Origin of the sequence: Bacillus sp. XT-4 (assembly GCF_050864245.1) — a bacterium.
GTDB lineage: Bacteria > Bacillota > Bacilli > Bacillales > Bacillaceae > Bacillus > Bacillus altitudinis.
Genome location: NZ_JBPAFI010000001.1, coordinates 341,334 through 360,695, shown reverse-complemented (window position 1 = coordinate 360,695; position 19,362 = coordinate 341,334). Strand labels below are relative to the sequence as shown.

Annotated in this window: 25 protein-coding genes; 23 read left to right on the top strand and 2 right to left on the bottom strand. The window is 41.6% G+C overall.

Annotated elements, in window-relative coordinates; all coding sequences use genetic code 11:
- Position 1 precedes the first annotated feature (1 nt).
- Positions 2-931 carry an alpha/beta hydrolase gene (locus ACRRMM_RS01890; RefSeq protein ID WP_428828432.1) on the bottom strand — a complete coding sequence of 310 codons (930 nt, stop codon included), beginning with the start codon at positions 929-931 and terminating at the stop codon, positions 2-4.
- A gap of 119 nt (positions 932-1,050) precedes the next feature.
- On the opposite strand from ACRRMM_RS01890, the gene ACRRMM_RS01885 reads away from it, so the two are divergent.
- A complete protein-coding gene (locus ACRRMM_RS01885) occupies positions 1,051-1,275 on the top strand; it encodes a YqkE family protein (protein ID WP_008343840.1) in 225 nt (74 codons plus the stop codon).
- Positions 1,276-1,453: 178 nt separating this feature from the next.
- On the opposite strand, the gene ACRRMM_RS01880 is transcribed toward ACRRMM_RS01885, so the two are convergent.
- Positions 1,454-2,380 carry an aldo/keto reductase gene (locus ACRRMM_RS01880; protein WP_428828431.1) on the bottom strand — a complete coding sequence of 309 codons (927 nt, stop codon included), beginning with the start codon at positions 2,378-2,380 and terminating at the stop codon, positions 1,454-1,456.
- Positions 2,381-2,548: 168 nt separating this feature from the next.
- Between ACRRMM_RS01880 and ACRRMM_RS01875 the strand changes: the two genes are divergently transcribed.
- The 22 genes from ACRRMM_RS01875 to ACRRMM_RS01770 all read left to right on the top strand — a co-directional run bounded on the left by ACRRMM_RS01875 (position 2,549) and on the right by ACRRMM_RS01770 (position 19,268).
- A complete protein-coding gene (locus ACRRMM_RS01875; RefSeq protein ID WP_375830080.1) occupies positions 2,549-3,106 on the top strand; it encodes an NUDIX hydrolase in 558 nt (185 codons plus the stop codon).
- Complete coding sequence (locus ACRRMM_RS01870) at positions 3,103-4,284, top strand: TIGR00375 family protein (RefSeq protein WP_056705193.1); 1,182 nt, start codon at positions 3,103-3,105, stop codon at positions 4,282-4,284. The genes ACRRMM_RS01875 and ACRRMM_RS01870 overlap by 4 nt, the downstream gene beginning before the upstream one ends.
- Positions 4,271-4,723, top strand: a complete 453-nt coding sequence (locus ACRRMM_RS01865) for a GNAT family N-acetyltransferase (RefSeq protein ID WP_008343848.1) — start codon at positions 4,271-4,273, stop codon at positions 4,721-4,723. Before ACRRMM_RS01870 ends, ACRRMM_RS01865 begins: the two co-directional genes overlap by 14 nt.
- A gap of 267 nt (positions 4,724-4,990) precedes the next feature.
- On the top strand, positions 4,991-5,212 hold the full coding sequence (locus ACRRMM_RS01860; protein WP_008344413.1) for a hypothetical protein: 222 nt from the start codon (positions 4,991-4,993) through the stop codon (positions 5,210-5,212).
- A 111-nt stretch (positions 5,213-5,323) separates the two neighbouring features.
- Entirely contained in the window at positions 5,324-6,454 is a 1,131-nt protein-coding gene (locus ACRRMM_RS01855; RefSeq protein ID WP_008344415.1) for a S8 family peptidase, read from the top strand.
- A 115-nt stretch (positions 6,455-6,569) separates the two neighbouring features.
- Complete coding sequence (gene spoIIM, locus ACRRMM_RS01850) at positions 6,570-7,214, top strand: stage II sporulation protein M (RefSeq protein WP_217815909.1); 645 nt, start codon at positions 6,570-6,572, stop codon at positions 7,212-7,214.
- A gap of 121 nt (positions 7,215-7,335) precedes the next feature.
- Positions 7,336-7,788, top strand: coding sequence for a ferric iron uptake transcriptional regulator (gene fur / locus ACRRMM_RS01845; RefSeq protein ID WP_003215577.1), 453 nt, complete (start codon positions 7,336-7,338; stop codon positions 7,786-7,788).
- A gap of 117 nt (positions 7,789-7,905) precedes the next feature.
- Complete coding sequence (locus tag ACRRMM_RS01840; RefSeq protein ID WP_008344420.1) at positions 7,906-8,133, top strand: YqzK family protein; 228 nt, start codon at positions 7,906-7,908, stop codon at positions 8,131-8,133.
- Positions 8,134-8,139: 6 nt separating this feature from the next.
- The gene (gene xerD / locus ACRRMM_RS01835) at positions 8,140-9,030 is read left to right on the top strand and encodes a site-specific tyrosine recombinase XerD (protein ID WP_035702861.1); all 891 of its coding nucleotides are present in this window, start codon (positions 8,140-8,142) and stop codon (positions 9,028-9,030) included.
- Positions 9,031-9,183: 153 nt separating this feature from the next.
- Positions 9,184-10,368, top strand: coding sequence for a phosphopentomutase (gene deoB, locus ACRRMM_RS01830; RefSeq protein ID WP_366968204.1), 1,185 nt, complete (start codon positions 9,184-9,186; stop codon positions 10,366-10,368).
- Between the two features lie 11 nt (positions 10,369-10,379).
- Positions 10,380-11,192: a purine-nucleoside phosphorylase gene (locus ACRRMM_RS01825; protein WP_428828430.1), complete on the top strand. Its 813-nt coding sequence runs from the start codon at positions 10,380-10,382 to the stop codon at positions 11,190-11,192.
- Between the two features lie 159 nt (positions 11,193-11,351).
- Positions 11,352-12,506 carry a D-alanyl-D-alanine carboxypeptidase family protein gene (locus ACRRMM_RS01820; protein WP_205625806.1) on the top strand — a complete coding sequence of 385 codons (1,155 nt, stop codon included), beginning with the start codon at positions 11,352-11,354 and terminating at the stop codon, positions 12,504-12,506.
- Between the two features lie 157 nt (positions 12,507-12,663).
- On the top strand, positions 12,664-13,017 hold the full coding sequence (gene spoIIAA / locus ACRRMM_RS01815; RefSeq protein WP_008344431.1) for an anti-sigma F factor antagonist: 354 nt from the start codon (positions 12,664-12,666) through the stop codon (positions 13,015-13,017).
- On the top strand, positions 13,014-13,454 hold the full coding sequence (spoIIAB, locus tag ACRRMM_RS01810) for an anti-sigma F factor (RefSeq protein WP_007501052.1): 441 nt from the start codon (positions 13,014-13,016) through the stop codon (positions 13,452-13,454). Before spoIIAA ends, spoIIAB begins: the two co-directional genes overlap by 4 nt.
- 12 nt (positions 13,455-13,466) lie before the next feature.
- On the top strand, positions 13,467-14,234 hold the full coding sequence (gene sigF / locus ACRRMM_RS01805) for an RNA polymerase sporulation sigma factor SigF (protein WP_007501051.1): 768 nt from the start codon (positions 13,467-13,469) through the stop codon (positions 14,232-14,234).
- A gap of 114 nt (positions 14,235-14,348) precedes the next feature.
- A complete protein-coding gene (locus tag ACRRMM_RS01800; RefSeq protein ID WP_008344433.1) occupies positions 14,349-14,969 on the top strand; it encodes a stage V sporulation protein AA in 621 nt (206 codons plus the stop codon).
- Positions 14,959-15,375: a stage V sporulation protein AB gene (locus tag ACRRMM_RS01795; protein WP_007501049.1), complete on the top strand. Its 417-nt coding sequence runs from the start codon at positions 14,959-14,961 to the stop codon at positions 15,373-15,375. The genes ACRRMM_RS01800 and ACRRMM_RS01795 overlap by 11 nt, the downstream gene beginning before the upstream one ends.
- Before the next feature lie 20 nt (positions 15,376-15,395).
- Positions 15,396-15,848, top strand: coding sequence for a stage V sporulation protein AC (gene spoVAC / locus ACRRMM_RS01790; protein ID WP_008344436.1), 453 nt, complete (start codon positions 15,396-15,398; stop codon positions 15,846-15,848).
- Between the two features lie 12 nt (positions 15,849-15,860).
- Positions 15,861-16,877 carry a stage V sporulation protein AD gene (spoVAD, locus tag ACRRMM_RS01785; protein WP_008344437.1) on the top strand — a complete coding sequence of 339 codons (1,017 nt, stop codon included), beginning with the start codon at positions 15,861-15,863 and terminating at the stop codon, positions 16,875-16,877.
- Positions 16,877-17,227 carry a stage V sporulation protein AE gene (gene spoVAE, locus ACRRMM_RS01780; protein ID WP_007501045.1) on the top strand — a complete coding sequence of 117 codons (351 nt, stop codon included), beginning with the start codon at positions 16,877-16,879 and terminating at the stop codon, positions 17,225-17,227. The genes spoVAD and spoVAE overlap by 1 nt, the downstream gene beginning before the upstream one ends.
- A gap of 6 nt (positions 17,228-17,233) precedes the next feature.
- Entirely contained in the window at positions 17,234-17,842 is a 609-nt protein-coding gene (locus tag ACRRMM_RS01775) for a stage V sporulation protein AE (protein ID WP_007501044.1), read from the top strand.
- Positions 17,796-19,268, top strand: a complete 1,473-nt coding sequence (locus ACRRMM_RS01770) for a spore germination protein (protein ID WP_007501043.1) — start codon at positions 17,796-17,798, stop codon at positions 19,266-19,268. Before ACRRMM_RS01775 ends, ACRRMM_RS01770 begins: the two co-directional genes overlap by 47 nt.
- Positions 19,269-19,362: the final 94 nt, after the last annotated feature.

Here is a 19,362-nt window from a genome sequence, read left to right as displayed (position 1 = left end):
TTCATTCTCCTCTTTCATTTTGATTAAATTGAAATGCTTCCAGAAATGCTTCGACCTCTTGTTCATAGACTTCCTTATTGTCACTATAAGACATCGCATGCGCACCATGTGGCGCAATAAATAGCCGTTTATCACCCTTTTTGCGTGCGTATAACTGCTCGCTTTGCTCACAAGGGATATAGTCATCATGGAGACTATGAATAAAAAGAATAGGTTCTTTCACCTGATCGATTACATCAAGTGGAGAAACTTGCCGAATGCTGTATCCGTCCCGCCATTTCAACACTTGATCACTTAGTGGAAGAATCCACTGTCCTGAAAGACGAAAATCCGTTTTTAATCGATACAGAAGCTGATCCTCAAAAGAAGCAAAAGGACAATCAGCGATGTAAAAATTGGCGCTTGCATCCGGTTTTGCAGCATATAATAAAGTTGTGACTGCGCCCATCGATTCTCCGTGTATCCCAATGATTGCTTTTTCCCCAAGTCTTTTTCTCAGCCACTTGACGACTTGAGCCAAATCTTCTTTTTCATAATATCCATAGCTCGTTGTTTTTCCGCCGCTCATCCCATGTCTTCTATGATCATAAAGCAGCACATTCCATCCAAGCTTTTGGAATAATTTCATATACTTCACGGAATTGATCAAACTGACGGTAACCCCGTGACAAAGAACGATGGTGCGTGTTGTATGAGGGAGCGGTACAAAATAGCCATGAAGATCGTAACCAAATGCTGAAGGAATACAAACTTTCTCTTTTTGCAGCTGTTGAAACTCCTCGTGATGATAGTGCCCTTCATCTGATTCTCGTTTGATGAGCTCTTCATCCGTTAATTTTCGTATATACATCATTTTATTGGTAAAAAAAATGCCGATTGCAGCGAGTGGAAATAATATCAAGGCGAGTATAGCGAGCCATTTCTTCTTCAAGCTGATTCTTCCTTTCCGAAGGGTTTCTATGAAGATCATACCACATGTTGGGAGTTTGGCGTGACTCTTGCTGAGCAAATAAAACGGATGATACACTAAAGCAAAAGGAGAGAGGCAAAGTGAAAAAGACCAATCAAGATCAAGCAAAGCTAAAGGACGGCATAAAGGATGATGTGAAACAGCAGCTCCTTCAAATGAAGCAGAACCTGGCCGCTGAGACAGAAAAAAGAGAAGAACAAAAACGACAAGACCTCCTTCGGCAACAGAAAGAAAAAGAAAAAAATAAAAGCTTCTCAGAGCTGCTAGATGAAAGTCATTTAGACTGGAGAAAGTATAAAAGTTAAAAAAGGGAGCTACGATGCTCCCTTTTTTATGTTATATTATTGAGATGAATACATACTACATGAGCCTGAGAGAAAACACGTCTAACTCCCTCGTATCACTTCATTTCAGAATCGCACCATCAATAGGGTTGTACATTAAAACAAAACATAAGTGGCAAGCTGTTCTTCCATTTGTCTTCTATTGATTCAAACGATGCGTCTCATACACAGACTGTTTTGTGAAATATGACAAAGCTTTTACTTCTTGGTCGCTTAATGAACGTGCATTTGCCGCTGCCACATTTTCTTTTAACTGTTTCACCGAGCTTGCGCCAAAAACAACAGAGCTGACTGCAGAATGCTTGAGCAAGTATTGAATGGACAGCTCTGTCAGTGATAGGTCATAAGCGACTTTCTTTAACGAAGGAATGACCTGCTGGAGCTCTTCAAATGAATAGTCAAGATACCCGTTCTTTTGAATCGCCGCACTTGCTTGCGAAAGGGGTTTTTCTGTTAATAATCCTTTTGCTAAAGGACCTCTTGCCACGACACTAATGCTTTGTTCTTCAAGAAGAGAAAACCATTCTTCTGGGCGGCGGTCGAGTAAACTATATTGCATCATCACACTCACGATGTTTGATTTTTTGGCGTATTCTTTAATGACATTTGGACGGATCGACGATATGCCGTAATAGCGAATGACACCTTCTCCAACCAATTCTTCAAGTGCCTCGATGGTTTCGTCAATTGGATCGTCAATTGTGCCGCCATGCAATTGATATAAATCAATATAATCTGTTTGAAGTCGTTTCAGGCTTTGTTTCACTGCCTCTTTTATATATGCTTTTGAAGGATCCCATTCCCAGCCAGGTTTGCCTTTTTCAAAGCGGTTGCCACCTTTTGTGGCCAAAATCAGATCTTGGCGTCTGTTCTTAATGGCTTCCCCGACGATTTCCTCATTTGTTCCAAAATCATATAAATCAGCTGTATCCAAATAGTTAATCCCAAGATCAATGGCTTCATCTAATAAAGAGAGCGCTTTTTCTTTTTCAGTCCCAAGGGACATACATCCTAGTGCCGCCTCACTAACCAAGAGATCAGAGGTGCCAATTCGTCTTTTTTTCAATTCAATCACACTCCTATCCTTTCACATTAAGTGAAACAATTCTGGAATTCAAGCTAGGTGATTTCAAAAGGCGCATTGAAGCAGGCATCCGCATTTTGGCTTCTCCTAAAACATCTATGTTAAAATGAATGAAGTAAAAAGTGAAAGTAGAACGAGGAGCTGACAAAAATGAAGGACTTTGAAGAAAAAACATTATCGTCAAAAACATTATATAACGGAAAAATCATTGACTTGGTTCTTGAAGATGTAGAATTGCCGAACGGAAAACCAGGCAAACGCGAAATCATTAAACATCCAGGTGCAGTAGCAGTCATTGCACGTACAGACAAAAATAAAATCATTTTGGTCAAGCAATACCGTAAAGCACTGGAGAGATCCATCGTTGAGATTCCGGCTGGAAAATTAGAAAAAGGAGAAGAGCCGGCACATACAGCACTGAGAGAATTAGAAGAAGAAACAGGTTATACAACTCAGGCGCTCCAAAAGCTGACCGCCTTTTATACATCACCAGGGTTTGCGGATGAAATTGTTCATATCTACCTTGCTGATCAGCTGGTCCCGCTTGAAGAAAAACGAGAGCTGGATGAGGATGAATTTGTCGAAGTGATGGAAGTTTCACTAGAAGAAGCGCTGCAACTCATTGAGAAACAACATATTTATGATGCGAAAACAGCCTATGCCATTCAATACTTACAATTGCAAGAGGTACTTAAGTCTACAAAATGAGGGAATTCTTTGCAGATATCCATATTCATATTGGTCGAACAAGAACAGGTAGGGCTGTCAAAATTACAGGTGCAAGGTCACTGACCATTGACCAAATTCTCATTGAAGCGTCTCAAAGTAAAGGGATGGGGATGATTGGTGTGATTGATGCACAATCTCCTGAAGTCCTAGAAGAATTGATAGAAGGTGTAGAGGAAGGAACGTACACTGAACTAAGCGATGGCGGGTTATCATTTGGAAAGACCGTTTTGCTTTTAGGCAGTGAGCTAGAAATCAATGATGACCAATCAAAAGGTCCGATTCATGTGCTTGCCTTTATGCCCACGCTTCGTAAAATGTCTGAGTTTTCCGCATGGCTTTCTCTTCATATGAAAAATGTGCATTTGAGTTCACAGCGTTTATATGTGGATGGAAGAACGCTTCAGCATAAGGTGAAGGAACTAGGGGGATTATTTATTCCTGCCCATATTTTTACGCCGCATAAAAGTTTATACGGCAAAGGGGTCAATACGTCTTTAACCGAAGTATTCGATCCAGAACTCATCGATGCTGTTGAGCTTGGCCTTAGCTGTGATACATCTATGGCCTCCCAGCTAAGTGAGCTAAACCGCTATCCTTTTTTAACAAATTCAGATGCCCATTCTTTAGGGAAAATTGCGCGGGAATATACGAAGATCCGAATGGATCATGCCTCCTTTGCTGAATTCGAGCTAGCGCTTCAAGGAAAAGATGGCAGAAACATCACTGGGAATTATGGGCTCGCTCCGCGGCTCGGAAAGTATTATCATACGACCTGTGAGAAATGCGGGGTAAGACCTGACAGTCAGGATCAAGAAAAGTGCCAAGCATGCGGCCATACCCGAATGACAAAAGGGGTGAGTGAGCGGTTAAAGGAGCTTGCTGACCAAGAAAGTGACAAAGGAATAAGGCCTCCTTATGTTCACCAGCTTCCCCTTCATTTTATTCCGGGTGTTGGAGCCAAAACATTAGAAAAGTTAAAAGTTGTCTTTCATACAGAGATGAATATTCTTCATCAAGCAACAGAACAAGAATTAAAAGCGGTCCTGCCTGAGAAAACAGCCGATTACATCATCAAAGCAAGAAGAGGTGAAGTTGGACTGATCGCTGGCGGAGGCGGGGTCTACGGTAAGGTGGATATCAATCATGAATCAACTTAAATGGACATGTCACACATTTGAACAACTGTCTAAAGAGGACCTTTACCTGATTTTAATGGAAAGAGTGAATGTGTTTGTTGTAGAACAAACATGTCCTTATCCTGAAATTGATCATCGTGATCAAGAGGCGCTGCATGTCATCGCTAAAGAGAACGGCACGATTGTCGCTTATTGCCGCATTTTCCAAAGCGGGATCATGTACAAAGAGGCATCCATTGGCCGTGTCCTTGTGACGAAGACCGGCCGGAAAAAAGGTTACGGGAAGATCCTGCTCGATCAGGCGATAAAAAAGCTCAGTGAATTAGGCGAAACAAAGATTAAAATCCAAGCACAGGCTTATTTGAAATCGTTCTACGAATCGTTTGGCTTCGAAGCTGTCTCAGATTGTTATGATGAGGATGGAATTCCGCATCTTGATATGGTGAGAAAAGAAAGATAGGCGTGTATACGTCTATCTCAGCGTGTAGACAAACCCTCGCATTCTTTGTCAGTCCTGCGCTCCGGTGCTCACGAATGTCAAATTCGCTCTGCTCCGGTGCTCGTCCTTCCTAGACTGCAAAGGTTTTCTATCACGCTGAAAAGAAGACAAAAGGCTAAAATCAAGTACATTTTAGCCTTTTGTCAACAATTTGAGATAGACGTGTATACGTCTATCTTTTTTAGGTGCTTTCATGTATCATAACGACAACGAAAGGGGTTTTGCGAAATGGGAAAAAGCAAAGCAAAGAAAAAGAGAGAACACCTTCAAAGGCAGCACAGTCGAAATCCAGAACAATCGAGAGGAAATATGCCGCATTTTAGTACACACGAAAGAAAGACAAAAACAAAACAAGAAGCCTTGCAGCATATGATGAAAAAACATAAAGGTAGGAATGCTTATGATCGCTATGAACAGGATCATAAGCATTTTTATTTTGCTTTTTTGTGACAAGTAGATCAAATAATTGGAAAAATTTTAAAAAATAGGACAAACGGTCGTTTCTTTTTGTCTAAAAATGTAGTTAAATGACAAAAAGAAATGAAAGGGAGAGTGGGTATCGTGAAGGTCAAATCATTTGGAGCAGGGCTTTGTATGGCAAGTATGCTGCTGGCATCGATGACATTCGGCGCATCAGATGTATCTGCAAAGGATCAAGCAAAAAAAGAGTATATGATCGGTTTTTCTTCTTCCGTTCAAGACAAAACACAAAAACAGCTTGTTGAAAAAGCTGGCGGTCATGTGAAAGAATCAATAGAGAAAATAGATATGATGAAAGTTTCGTTGAACGAAGCATCAAAAGAAAAACTACATCAAGCAAAAGAAGTTACTTTTATTGAGGAAGACCAAAAAGCAAAAACAAGCGGTCAAAGCGTTCCTTATGGCATCAAAAGCATCAAAGCACAAAAGGTACATAAACGAGGATATGCCGGACAGAATGTTAAAGTAGCTGTTCTTGACAGTGGAATCGACGGCAAGCATGAAGATTTACATGTAACTGGTGGTGTCAGCTTTGTTCCAACAGAGTCCGATCCGCTCGTTGACCCGCATGAACACGGAACTCACGTTGCAGGCACGATCGCAGCATTAGATAATAAGGTAGGCGTCGTTGGTGTGGCTCCAAAAGCTTCGATCTATGCGGTGAAAGTGGCAGATGAAAATGGTGACGGCTACTATAGCTGGATCATTAAAGGCATTGAATGGGCGATTGAGAATGAGATGGATGTCATCAATATTAGTATGGGGGGAGCAAGTGAATCGGAGGCGCTGAAAGAAGCTGTAGATCGAGCATATGACAACGGGATTCTCATTGTCGCATCTGCAGGAAATGCTGGGAGCTACGGGTCACTTAATACGATAGATTACCCGGCCAAATACAGCTCTGTCATGGCAGTCGCATCTGTGGATCAACGAAAGCAAAGAGCCTTTGATTCCTCTGTTGGGGAAGAAGTGGAAGTATCAGCACCAGGTGTTTCAACATTAAGTACCATTCCTCATAACGAATATGGATATAAGAGTGGAACGTCTATGGCATCACCTCATGTAGCTGGTGCTGCGGCAGTCATTCTATCAAAACATCCGAATCTGACAAATGATGAATTGCGTGAAAGGCTGACAAAAACGGCAACAAAACTTGGCGAACCTTTTTATTATGGAGCTGGGCTTGTGAACGTACAAAAAGCTGCACGATAAAGGAAACGAGAAAGCAGTGTACAGTTGCTTTCTCGTTTTTCTTTTCATAAAACTGTCATGTTTCGTCTGCTCTCTCATAGAATCTAGTAACCTTTACTATTTGGGAGGAAGGCGCATGCGGAAAAAGTCTTGGAAAGAACATCTTCTTCAGCACGTGAAAGATCATTTATCAATTTATTTGTTTGTTTCTGTACTATTTTTAATGGGCGTCATTTTTGGAGCCATTATCGTCAATAGTATGACAATAAGTCAGAAAGAGGATTTATTCTACTATTTAAATCAATTTTTTGGTCAACTGACGAATGAGAAAGCAGCAGAATCAAAAGATATGTTTTTACAAAGCTTTTTGCATCATATGAAATATTTGGGCCTCATGTGGATACTCGGAATTTCCATCATTGGCCTGCCGCTTATTTTTCTGATGATCTTTTTAAAAGGGATTGTAGTTGGGTTTACTGTTGGTTTTTTGGTCAATCAAATGGGGCTTAGCGGTTTTTTTCTATCTTTTGTCTCGGTGCTTCCTCAAAATATCTTGCTCATTCCAGCGTATTTAGTGATCGGAACTTGTGCGATTGCGTTCTCCATTCGTTTAATTGGTCAGCTTTTTATGAAAAAAACCATCAGTCAAGCGCCAATCCATTGGTTTGGCCGGTATGCTTCTGTTCTACTGATGATTTTAACCCTCGCTGCTCTTTCGTCCTTTTTTGAATCATACTTATCATTCATGCTGATGAAAAAGCTGGCAGGTGTTCTGTTTTGATGATTTTATAATTGTTATTAAATAATAATCAATTTATTTATCAATTTAAAATGATTATAGTTGGCTCTCTGCACATCATTTGATATAATGATCAAGTAATGTGGCGTAGGAGGGAAAGTCAATGGAAAATCGGATTGATCGAATTAAGAAACAGCTTCATTCTTCCAGCTATAAGCTCACGCCACAGCGTGAAGCAACAGTAAGAGTACTGCTTGAGAATGAAGAAGACCATTTAAGTGCAGAAGATGTATACCTCCTCGTAAAAGAGAAGTCTCCTGAAATTGGTCTTGCTACTGTTTATCGGACGTTAGAATTGCTTACTGAACTGAAAGTTGTTGATAAAATTAACTTTGGAGACGGCGTTTCGCGATATGATCTTCGCAAAGAAGGAGCCGCTCACTTCCATCACCATCTTGTCTGTATGGAATGCGGAACAGTCGATGAGATAGAAGATGATTTATTAGAAGATGTTGAAGAGATTATTGAACGCGACTGGAAATTTAAAATTAAGGATCATAGATTGACATTCCATGGTATTTGCCACCGGTGTCATGATGATGAATCCGGCAAATAATCCGAATTGGAACCTTTTCATTCAAAATGAAAAGGTTTTTTGCATGTTCGCTGTATATTCCTTGTCCCACCTGGCATATGCTGAAGTAATGAGAACACGAGAAAGGACATGAAGAACATGCGAAAATGGCTCAAAACAACAGGGGAAGTAATGAAAGTATTTATCTTGTTCACTGGTTTTACCGTCCTGTTCTATTATGCTATGATATGGATAAATTCAGAATATGAAAGCTATCATCGTTATGATAAACCAGAAGGTGCAGCGATAAAAGTGATGGAAATGGATCAGCCGAAACAAGACAGCTGGCAGGATCGATTGATTTATTTTTATCAAAACGGGGAGTAGAAACCATTGAAGGATCAATTATCCGACTTTATTCATTTTATGACAGTAGAGAGAGGACTCTCTGAAAATACCATTGTCTCTTATAAAAGAGATTTACAGAGCTATTTGTCTTTTTTAATGACGCATGAACAATTGACAGATGTAAAAGACGTCACTCGCCTTCATATTATTCATTATTTAAAACAGTTAAAAGACGAAGGGAAATCGAGTAAAACGTCCGTCCGTCATCTATCATCGATACGCTCCTTTCATCAATTTTTGCTCCGTGAAAAAGTGACAACAGATGACCCGTCATGGAACATTGAATCACAAAAAACAGAGCGGAAATTACCGAAAGTTCTATCATTAGATGAGGTAGAAAAGCTGCTCGATACACCTAAGCAGCAAACACCATTTGACTACCGTGACAAAGCCATGCTCGAACTTTTATATGCAACAGGTATTCGCGTAAGTGAAATGCTTGATCTGACTCTTGCAGATGTGCATCTGACCATGGGGTTTATCCGCTGTTTTGGAAAAGGAAGAAAAGAGCGGATCGTGCCTATTGGTGAAGCTGCTGCAAGTGCGATTGAAGTGTATATAGAAAAAGGCAGAAACAAGCTGCTCAAAAAACAGCCGGCCGATGCTTTGTTTCTGAATCATCACGGAAAAAAAATGTCGCGGCAGGGCTTTTGGAAGAACTTAAAGAAACGAGCCATAGAAGCAGGTATTCAAAAAGAATTGACGCCTCATACGCTCAGACATTCATTTGCGACACATTTGCTTGAAAACGGTGCGGATCTTAGAGCAGTACAGGAAATGCTCGGACATGCCGATATTTCTACTACTCAAATTTACACACATGTCACAAAAACAAGATTAAAAGACGTGTATCACAAATTCCATCCAAGGGCATAAGTAAAGCATGGCACGGTGAACGTGTATCATGCTTTTTTATGTTTGGACCGTTTATGGTTGTCAATTGACTTGAAAACGGTTTATACTTGAGATGTCTGACCTCTCCAGTTGTGAAAGGTGAAAGGACAAGAATATTGAAGGAGGCGCTTTTTTATGCCTGATTATCAGTATAAACGTATTTTCCTCATTGTGATGGATTCAGTAGGAATCGGGGAAGCACCTGATGCTGCTGATTTTAATGATGTAGGTGCAGATACACTTGGACATATTGCTGAAAAAATGAACGGGCTTCATATGCCGAATATGGCGAAGCTTGGGCTAAGTCATATTAAAGAAATTAAAGGAATTCCAGCGGACGAAACACCGCTTGCGTATTATGGGAAAATGCAAGAAGCATCCAATGGGAAAGACACAATGACAGGACATTGGGAAATCATGGGTCTTTACATCGACACACCATTTAAAGTCTTTCCAGACGGCTTTCCAGATGAACTGTTAAATGAATTAAAAGAAAAAACAGGGCGCGGCATCATTGGAAATAAACCAGCGTCTGGTACAGAAATTCTGGATGAGCTTGGCGAAGAGCACATGAAAACAGGCGATTTAATCGTTTATACTTCAGCAGATTCTGTGCTGCAAATTGCTGCACACGAAGAAGTTGTGCCATTAGACGAACTTTACCGCATTTGCGAAATCGCACGTGAACTGACTTTAGATGAAAAATATATGGTAGGGCGCATCATCGCTCGTCCATTTGTCGGAGAGCCGGGGGCATTTGTTAGAACACCAAATCGTCATGACTATGCATTAAAACCATTCGACCGTACCGTCATGAATGAATTGAAAGATGATGGACTTGATGTCATTGCGATCGGAAAAATCTCTGATATTTATGATGGTGAAGGAATCACCTCTTCACTCAGAACGAAATCCAACATGGATGGAATGGACAAGCTAGTGGAGACGCTGAAGACAGACTTTACTGGGCTGAGCTTCTTAAATCTGGTCGACTTTGATGCGCTTTATGGACATAGAAGAGATCCAGAAGGCTACGGTAAGGCACTAGAGGAATTTGACGCACGTCTACCTGAAGTGTTTGATCTATTAAAAGAGGATGATCTGCTTGTGATCACAGCAGATCACGGAAATGACCCGGTTCATCACGGAACAGATCATACAAGAGAATACGTTCCGCTTATTGCTTACAGCAAAAAGCATCAAGAAGCGAATGAGCTGCCAACAGCGAAAACATTTGCTGATCTTGGGGCAACGGTAGCAGATAATTTTAAATCAACGCTGCCAAAATACGGAACAAGCTTTTTATCTCAACTCAAATAGGGGGAAATCACGTGGGAGCACAGTTTTCAGAAGCGGCGGCATACATTAAACAAGCATCGACATATGTACCAACAGTTGGATTGATTTTAGGTTCAGGTCTTGGCATTTTAGCCGATGAGATTGAAAATCCAATCAAATTGAAATATGAAGATATTCCTGGATTCCCTGTTTCAACAGTAGAAGGGCATGCAGGGCAGCTCGTCATTGGAACGCTGAAAGGCACGGTCGTTTGTGCCATGCAAGGACGTTTCCATTACTATGAAGGGTATGATATGAAGCAGGTGACATTTCCTGTCCGTGTGATGAAAGAAATCGGCATTGAAACATGTATTGTGACAAATGCAGCGGGCGGTGTGAATACGTCCTTCCATCCTGGCGATCTTATGCTGATTACAGATCATATCAATATGATGGGGACCAATCCGTTAATTGGACCAAACGACAGTCAAGGGGTTCGTTTCCCTGATATGTCTGCACCGTATGATAAAGATTTGTTGGCACTTGCAGAGAAAACGGCTAAACATTTAGGCATATCTGTACAGCAAGGGGTTTATGCAGGAATGACAGGCCCTTCATATGAAACGCCGGCAGAGGTTCGTTTCCTCAGAACGCTTGGCGCTGATGCAGTCGGTATGTCGACTGTGCCAGAAGTGATTGTGGCACGTCATGCAGGCATAAGAGTACTTGGTATTTCATGCATCTCTAATGCGGCTTCAGGTATTTTAGATCAGCCGCTTTCTCATGATGAAGTGATCGAAGTGACGGAAAAAGTGAAAGCAAGTTTCCTTGATTTAGTGAAAGATGTTGTCAAACAACTCTCATAGATCGTGTGAAAAAGCCTTCTGTTCATGAAACAGAGGGCTTTTTTTTATGGCAATCAAACGATCTCTGAATAAAACAGCCTTTATGAGGAAAAAATAGAAAGGATTACGATAATGGAGGTCTGCCACTTGAAACGTCATATATGTGCATTGTTTACTTTAATGATCCTTATCTCAATGGTTTCACCATCAGCGATGGCAAAAGAAAAGATTGAAAAGCCAGGAGAAAAACAAACATCAGAATTGGCGCATGAAGCCAAATCAGCGATTTTAATGGAACGTGACACGGGAAAAGTGCTTTACAACAAAAACAGTGATGAAAAGCTTGCCCCTGCAAGTATGACCAAAATCATGACGATGCTTCTCATCATGGAAGCGATGGATCAAGGAAAATTAAAAATGACTGATAAAGTAAGAACGAGCGATCATGCAGCATCTATGGGAGGCTCACAAATTTTCCTTGAACCGGGAGAAGAAATGACGGTTAAAGACATGCTAAAAGGCATTGCGATTGCGTCAGGAAACGATGCTTCAGTTGCCATGGCAGAACATATTGCTGGATCTGAAGAACAGTTTGTTGAGCAAATGAACAAAAAGGCAAAAGAGCTTGGGCTCACCTCAACGGTCTTTCAAAATCCAACAGGACTTCCTGAAAAAGATCATTACAGCACGGCTCATGATATGGCAAAAATGGCGAAAGAGCTGTTGAAATATGAAGAAATCACCAAGTTCACAGGTGTATACGAAGACTATCTTCGTCAGAACACGGATAAAAAATTCTGGCTTGTGAATACAAACCGTCTCATTAAATTTTATCCAGGTGTGGATGGGGTGAAAACAGGGTTTACAGGCGAGGCAAAATACTGTCTAACGGCATCCGCTAAAAAAGGGAACATGCGCGTCATTGCTGTTGTATTCGGCGCAAGTACACCAAAAGACAGAAATGCCCAAGTCGTCAAAATGCTGGATTACGCCTTTAGTCAGTATACAACGCATCCTCTGTACAAGCGTGGTCAAGACGTAGCAGAGATCAAAGTGAGCAAAGGGAAAAAGAAAAAAATTCAGCTTGTCACGTCAGAACCGATCTCTCTTCTAACGAAAAAAGGTGAAAATGTCGATCAGATCAAAAAAGAAATTAAATTATCTCAAGATGTCACAGCCCCATTTTCAAAAGGAACGAAACTTGGCACCATCATCTTGAAAAAAGATGGAAAAGTGCTTCATGAAAGTCCTGTTGAAGCGAAAGAAGATATGGAAAAAGCCGGTGTTTGGACGTTCTTCAAACGGGCGATGGCCGAATTTGTTAAATGGAATTAAAAGGTGAAAGACTGCTGCAACTGGCAGTCTTTTTTGCTATGAACGAAAAGAACATCTAAATGTGACGAATGATCACTAGTTTTGTCATGGTGAAGGATTTGCATGTGAAGAAAGAGAAACATTCTTTATCCGAAAATAGAGCAAGGAGGAAGAAAAGATGAGCCTTGGTATTGATTTTCAAATAAAAGAGAGCGTACTTTGCATTCGGTTGACAGGGGAGCTTGATCATCACTCCGCAGAGACATTGAGACAAAAGGTGACGAATTATTTGGAAACAGAGGACATTCGCCACATCGTGCTGAATTTAGCTGATTTATCGTTTATGGACAGCTCTGGCCTCGGAGTGATTTTAGGAAGATACAAAGAAATTAAACAGCTTGGCGGTGAAATGGTCGTCTGTGCGATCTCGCCGGCGGTGAACCGTTTATTTGATATGTCCGGCTTGTTTAAAATTATTCGTATGGAGCCTTCAGAGCAAACTGCGCTACAAACATTGGGGGTGGCATCATGACAAATGAAATGAATTTGACTTTTTCTGCTTTAAGTCAAAACGAATCTTTTGCAAGAGTAACGGTGGCAGCATTCATCGCTCAGCTCGATCCAACATTAGATGAGCTAACAGAAATCAAAACAGTCGTATCAGAGGCGGTCACGAACTCGATCATTCACGGGTATGACGGGAATCCAGACGGCAAGGTGCACATTAGCGTCACACTGGATGACCATATTGTGTATCTGACGATTCGAGACGAAGGCATGGGCATTTCAGATCTTGAGGAAGCAAGGCAGCCGCTTTTTACGACGAAACCAGATTTAGAGCGTTCCGGGATGGGTTTTACGATCATGGAGAACTTTATGGATGATGTCATGGTGGACTCATCTCCAGAAATGGGCACAACGATCCGCTTAACAAAGCATCTATCAAAAAGCAAAGCGCTTTGTAATTAAGGAGCTGCTCATATGGATGTGGAGGTAAAAAAGCAAGCAAAAAAAGCACAGCTGTCTAATGATGAAGTGAAACAGCTCATCAAAAAAAGCCAAGACGGAGATCAACAAGCAAGAGACCTCCTCGTAGAAAAAAACATGCGTCTTGTTTGGTCCGTTGTTCAGCGCTTTTTAAATAGAGGATATGAACCAGATGATCTGTTCCAAATAGGCTGTATTGGCCTGCTGAAATCTGTTGATAAATTTGATTTGTCTTATGATGTGAAGTTTTCGACCTATGCCGTTCCAATGATCATTGGTGAAATTCAGCGTTTCATTCGTGATGATGGAACCGTCAAAGTCAGCAGGTCCTTAAAGGAACTTGGAAATAAAATTAGGCGGGCAAGGGACGAATTGTCTAAATCTCATGGACGAATGCCGACTGTTCAGGAAATCGCTGAATATCTGGACATCACACCTGAGGATGTTGTCCTCGCTCAAGAAGCGGTCCGCTCACCATCATCTATTCATGAAACCGTGTATGAAAATGACGGCGATCCGATTACGTTGCTCGATCAAATTGCCGATCATTCAGAAGAAAGATGGTTTGATAAAATTGCGCTGAAAGAGGCGATTAAAGAATTAGAAGAGCGCGAGAAACTGATTGTCTATTTAAGGTATTATAAAGACCAAACACAATCAGAAGTAGCAGAAAGACTCGGAATTTCCCAAGTGCAAGTCTCACGGCTTGAAAAGAAGATTTTAAAACAAATCCAAATGCAAATGGATCAAAAAGACAGCTAGCCAATTCGGCTGGCTTTTTTTGTGTGGTAATTACCGGTAAATCAAGTTCTTTCAGTATGAGAACCATTTTTCACCACATACTATTTTTAACCCATCGTATAGGAAGTGACTTGGATGGACGGACAAATCTTTATTCGGCTGCGCCATCGGATTAAGACTGGTAATGATCAGCTTATTTATTTAGAGGATATTGCCCAAATCACTGGAGATGACAGTGCTGTGCAAAAGTTGAGCAAAATGCCGATATACCATGTCAGCAAAAAGGATCGTCACATCGTTGTGTTAGATATCATGCATGTGGTCAAAACGATCAAAAAAGCGTGGCCTGACATCGACATTCAAACGGTCGGAGGCTCAGAAGCCATTGTTGAAATAGACACAGGCAAACGCCAGCTGTCCCCCGTATTATTCGTGTTTGTATGGCTCCTCTTATTTGTCGGAGCGGCCCTTGCCATCATGAATTTCCATGAGGATGTTAGTATGCGGCTTGTTCATATCCGCCTTTACGAGATGATTACTGGAAACACGGTTGAGCATCCTTATTTATTACAAATTCCATATAGCTTTGGACTCGGTTTTGGCATGATTTTATTTTTCAATCATGTGTTTAAAAAGCGTTTAAACGAAGAGCCAAGTCCGCTTGAAGTGGAAATGTTTAAATATCAGCTCGATCTTGATCATTATGTCGCACTCAATGAAAACAAAGAAACATTGAAAGATATTCATGATCGGTAAATGGCTTTTTGTGGTGCTTGTTGGGCTCGGCGGCGGTTTAACGGTAGGGGCAGGATTTGTGGCGTTTCTCACAGTGCTTGGTATTATCCCTCGATTAATGCAATTAACGAAAACGCAGCGTTTCATTCAAGGATATGAGGCTGCCGTGATAAGTGGAGCGGTCGTTGGCGGCTGGGCTACTTTAAGTCAAGTCCATTTGCATTTATCCAAATGGCTGGCGCTTCCGATCGGTCTTTTATCTGGCATTTTTGTCGGCATGCTTGCAGCCGCACTCACTGAAGTGTTAAATGTACTTCCTATCTTAACGAAAAGAATTGGAATGGACGGGAAAATTGTGCTGCTGCTCATGGCCATCGTCTTAGGGAAGGTGTTTGGCTCGTTATTTCATTGGCTTATTTATATTTAAAAATGTGGAGGGAACAACAAGTGTCAAGTTTAAAAGAGAACTATCCATCTAAAGTGAAAACGTATCAGCCGAAACCTCCTTATGTACTAAACTGCATCAAGGCTTTTCTTGTCGGCGGTTTGATTTGTGCGATAGGCGAGGGATTGCAAAATTTCTATATTACCTTTTTCGATTTTAATGAAAAGACAGCAGGGAATCCAACGGTGGCAACCCTTATTTTAATTTCTTCTATTTTAACTGGTATTGGTATTTACGATAGAATCGGCCAGTTTGCTGGAGCGGGATCAGCTGTACCGGTGACAGGATTTGCAAACAGTATGACAAGTGCGGCTCTTGAGCATAAAAGTGAAGGGCTTGTGTTAGGTGTAGCGACCAACATGTTTAAACTGGCTGGGAACGTCATTGTGTTTGGTGTCGTCTCGGCATATGTCGTAGGGATTATTCGATACGTCTTGGAAAAGATGTTTTCGTAGGAGGAATAAAACGTGAAACTAACAGGTAAGCAATCTTGGGTATTTGAACACAAGCTTTATGTGAATGCGGAAGGAACAGCTGCAGGACCGAAAGAAAAAGAAGGCCCAATCGGTCATCTCATTGATAAAACTTATGATGAAATGCACTGTTATCAAAAGAACTGGGAAATGGCTGAAAGGCAGCTCATGGATGATGCCATATCAATGGCCTTATCAAAAGCGAATTTGCAAAAAAGTGATATTGACCTTTTGCTGGCAGGAGATTTACTGAACCAAAACGTGACAGCCAACTATGTGGCAAGAGAACTCAAAATCCCGTTTCTTTGTTTATTTGGTGCCTGCTCCACATCTATGGAATCAGTCGCCATTGCCTCAGCGCTAGTAGATGGTGGCTTTGCCAATAGAGCGCTTGCTGCCACAAGCAGTCACAACGCGACAGCAGAGCGGCAATTTCGTAATCCAACAGAATATGGCGGGCAAAAACCCGATACAGCAACAAGTACAGTGACAGGGAGCGGTGCTGTCGTCATCAGCCAAGAACCTTCCCAAATTCAAATTACAAGTGCCACCGTCGGACGGGTGATGGATCTTGGGATTACAGATCCATTCGATATGGGTTCGGCTATGGCGCCTGCAGCGGCAGACACAATCAAACAACATTTAGAAGACTTAGGAAGAACAGTAGATGATTATGATCTCATCTTAACAGGAGATCTATCTGGAATTGGATCGCCTATTTTAAAGGATCTTCTCAAAGAAGATGGCATTCAGCTTGGACGGAAGCATGATGATTGCGGATTAATCATATACACACCTGATCAAAATGTATTCGCTGGAGGCAGCGGCTGTGCCTGCTCAGCTGTCGTGACATTCAGTCACATCTTTCAAGAAATGAAAGCAGGGAATTTGCAAAGAGTATTGGTTGTGGCAACCGGGGCGCTTCTCAGCCCAATGATGGTTCAGCAAAAAGAGACCATTCCAACCATTGCGCATGGAGTTGTATTTGAGCGTGCAGGAGGAGAAAGCTAATGGATTATTTGATTGCTTTTGTTGCAGGCGGACTGATTTGCGTGATCGGCCAGCTTTTACTTGATGTACTGAAACTCACACCGGCACATGTCATGACCACCTTTGTTGTGGCGGGGACGATTTTAGACGGGTTTGGTATTTATGATAAATTTATTGAATTTGCAGGAGCGGGTGCTACCGTCCCTATCGTAAGCTTTGGTCATAGCTTGCTTCATGGGGCGATGCATCAGGCTGATGTCCACGGATTTATTGGAATCGGAATTGGGATTTTTGAGTTAACCTCTGCTGGAATATCAGCTGCGATTTTATTTTCATTTATCATTGCACTTATCTTTAAACCGAAAGGATAACCTAATATGGGGCAAAGACGCAAAGTCATTTTAGTGACAGACGGAGATATATATGCTGCCAAAACGATTGAGCTTGTCGCAAAGAAAGTCGGCGGAAGATGTATTTCCAGCTCAAAAGGGAATCCGAGCAAACGAACAGGACCAGAACTGGTCCAGATGATTTTGAAAACGCCGTATGACCCAGTGTTTGTCATGTTTGATGATTCTGGCTTAACAGGTGAAGGAACAGGGGAGACGGCGATGAAGCACGTAGCACGTCACCCTGAAATTGAAGTGATTGGCGCCATTGCAGTGGCATCTAAAACCCATCAAGCGGAATGGACAAAGGTACATGTCTCCATTGACCGGGAAGGTGAACTGACAGAATACGGCGTTGACAAACATGGACTTCCAGAAATGGAACCACACAAAATGAGTGGAGATACAGTGTATTGTCTCGATTCACTACAGCTTCCGATTGTTGTCGGCATTGGAGATATTGGCAAGATGGGACGGAAAGATGATCTAAGCAAAGGGTCCCCCATCACAATGAAGGCAGTCGAATTAATTTTAGAAAGGAGCGGTTTCCATGAAGAAAGACAAGGTGCACGTGTACCGAGATCCGAAGAAAAATGAAGATTTTTTCAAAGACAATGTCGGGATGGGTCTTAGCTTTGACCTTGGCGTTCGGAAAATTTATGTCCATGATCAGGAAATCCAGCTTTACTATGTAAATGGATTATGTGATACACAATATGTGATCTATTTATTAAAAGAACTGATTGAAATCAATGACAACGAACCTGAATCAGATGATCTTGCACGTGTGGTAGAAAACCGTCTTGTCAATCAGCAAGTCTCAAAAGTTGAAACGCTTGATGAGGCAGTGGATCAAGTGCTGTCTGGACTTGTGGCAGTCGTTGTCGAAGGTGAAAATTACGCATTTATTATTGATGTCAGGAGCTACCCTGGCAGAATGCCGGAGGAACCGGATACAGAAAAGGTTGTCAGAGGTGCAAGAGACGGCTTTGTTGAAAACATCATTGTGAACACAGCACTCATTCGCAGAAGAGTGCGGGATGAAAAACTGCGATACAAAATGCTTAAAGTAGGCGAGCGCTCTAAAGCAGACGTCTGTGTTTGTTATATTGAAGACATTGCTGACCCTGATCTTGTTGATATTATCGAAAAAGAAGTGTCTGGGATCAAAGTTGACGGACTGACGATGTCTGATAAAACAATAGAAGAATTTATCATTAAGCAAGGATATAATCCCTTCCCGCTTGTGCGATACACCGAGCGCCCAGATGTAGCCGCTAACCATATATTAGAAGGGCATGTCATCATCATTACGGATACATCCCCTAGTGTCATCATTACACCAACCACTATTTTTCATCACGTTCAACATGCTGAAGAATACCGCCAGGCGCCAGCGGTTGGGACTTTTTTAAGATGGGTGCGTTTTTTAGGCATCTTATGTTCTACTTTTCTTTTGCCGATCTGGTTTCTTTTTATTCTAGAACCGAATCTTCTGCCAGACAATCTAAGCTATATTGGATTTAACAAACCCTCCCATATCCCTGTCATTCTCCAAGTATTCCTTGCTGATTTTGGGGTGGAATTTTTACGAATGGCGGCCATCCATACGCCGACCGCCTTGTCGACTGCCATGGGCTTGATTGCAGCCGTTTTAATTGGACAAATTGCAATTGATGTCGGTTTATTTACACCAGAGGTCATATTATACGTCTCGCTAGCAGCCATCGGCACATTCACCACTCCAAGTTATGAACTGAGTGTCGCTAATAAAATCATCCGACTGATCATATTAGCACTAGTAGCGATCTTTAAGCTGAATGGACTGATCATCGGGTTTACGCTGTTACTTATTTATTTAACATCCATTCGTTCCTTACAGACCCCTTATATGTGGCCGTTTATTCCTTTTAATGGAAAAGCTTTATGGCAAGTGCTCATTCGGACGTCTGTTCCTGGCTCAAAAGTAAGGCCAAGCATCGTTCACCCTCAGAACAGATCAAAAATTCCGCCAAATTCTTAACGCTCGTTGAAAGTGGCTGAAGATTGTGATATTGTATTTTTAACTTTGAGAAACGGCAAAAGGCAGCTTGTGCAGCTGTCTTTTTTCAGCCGAG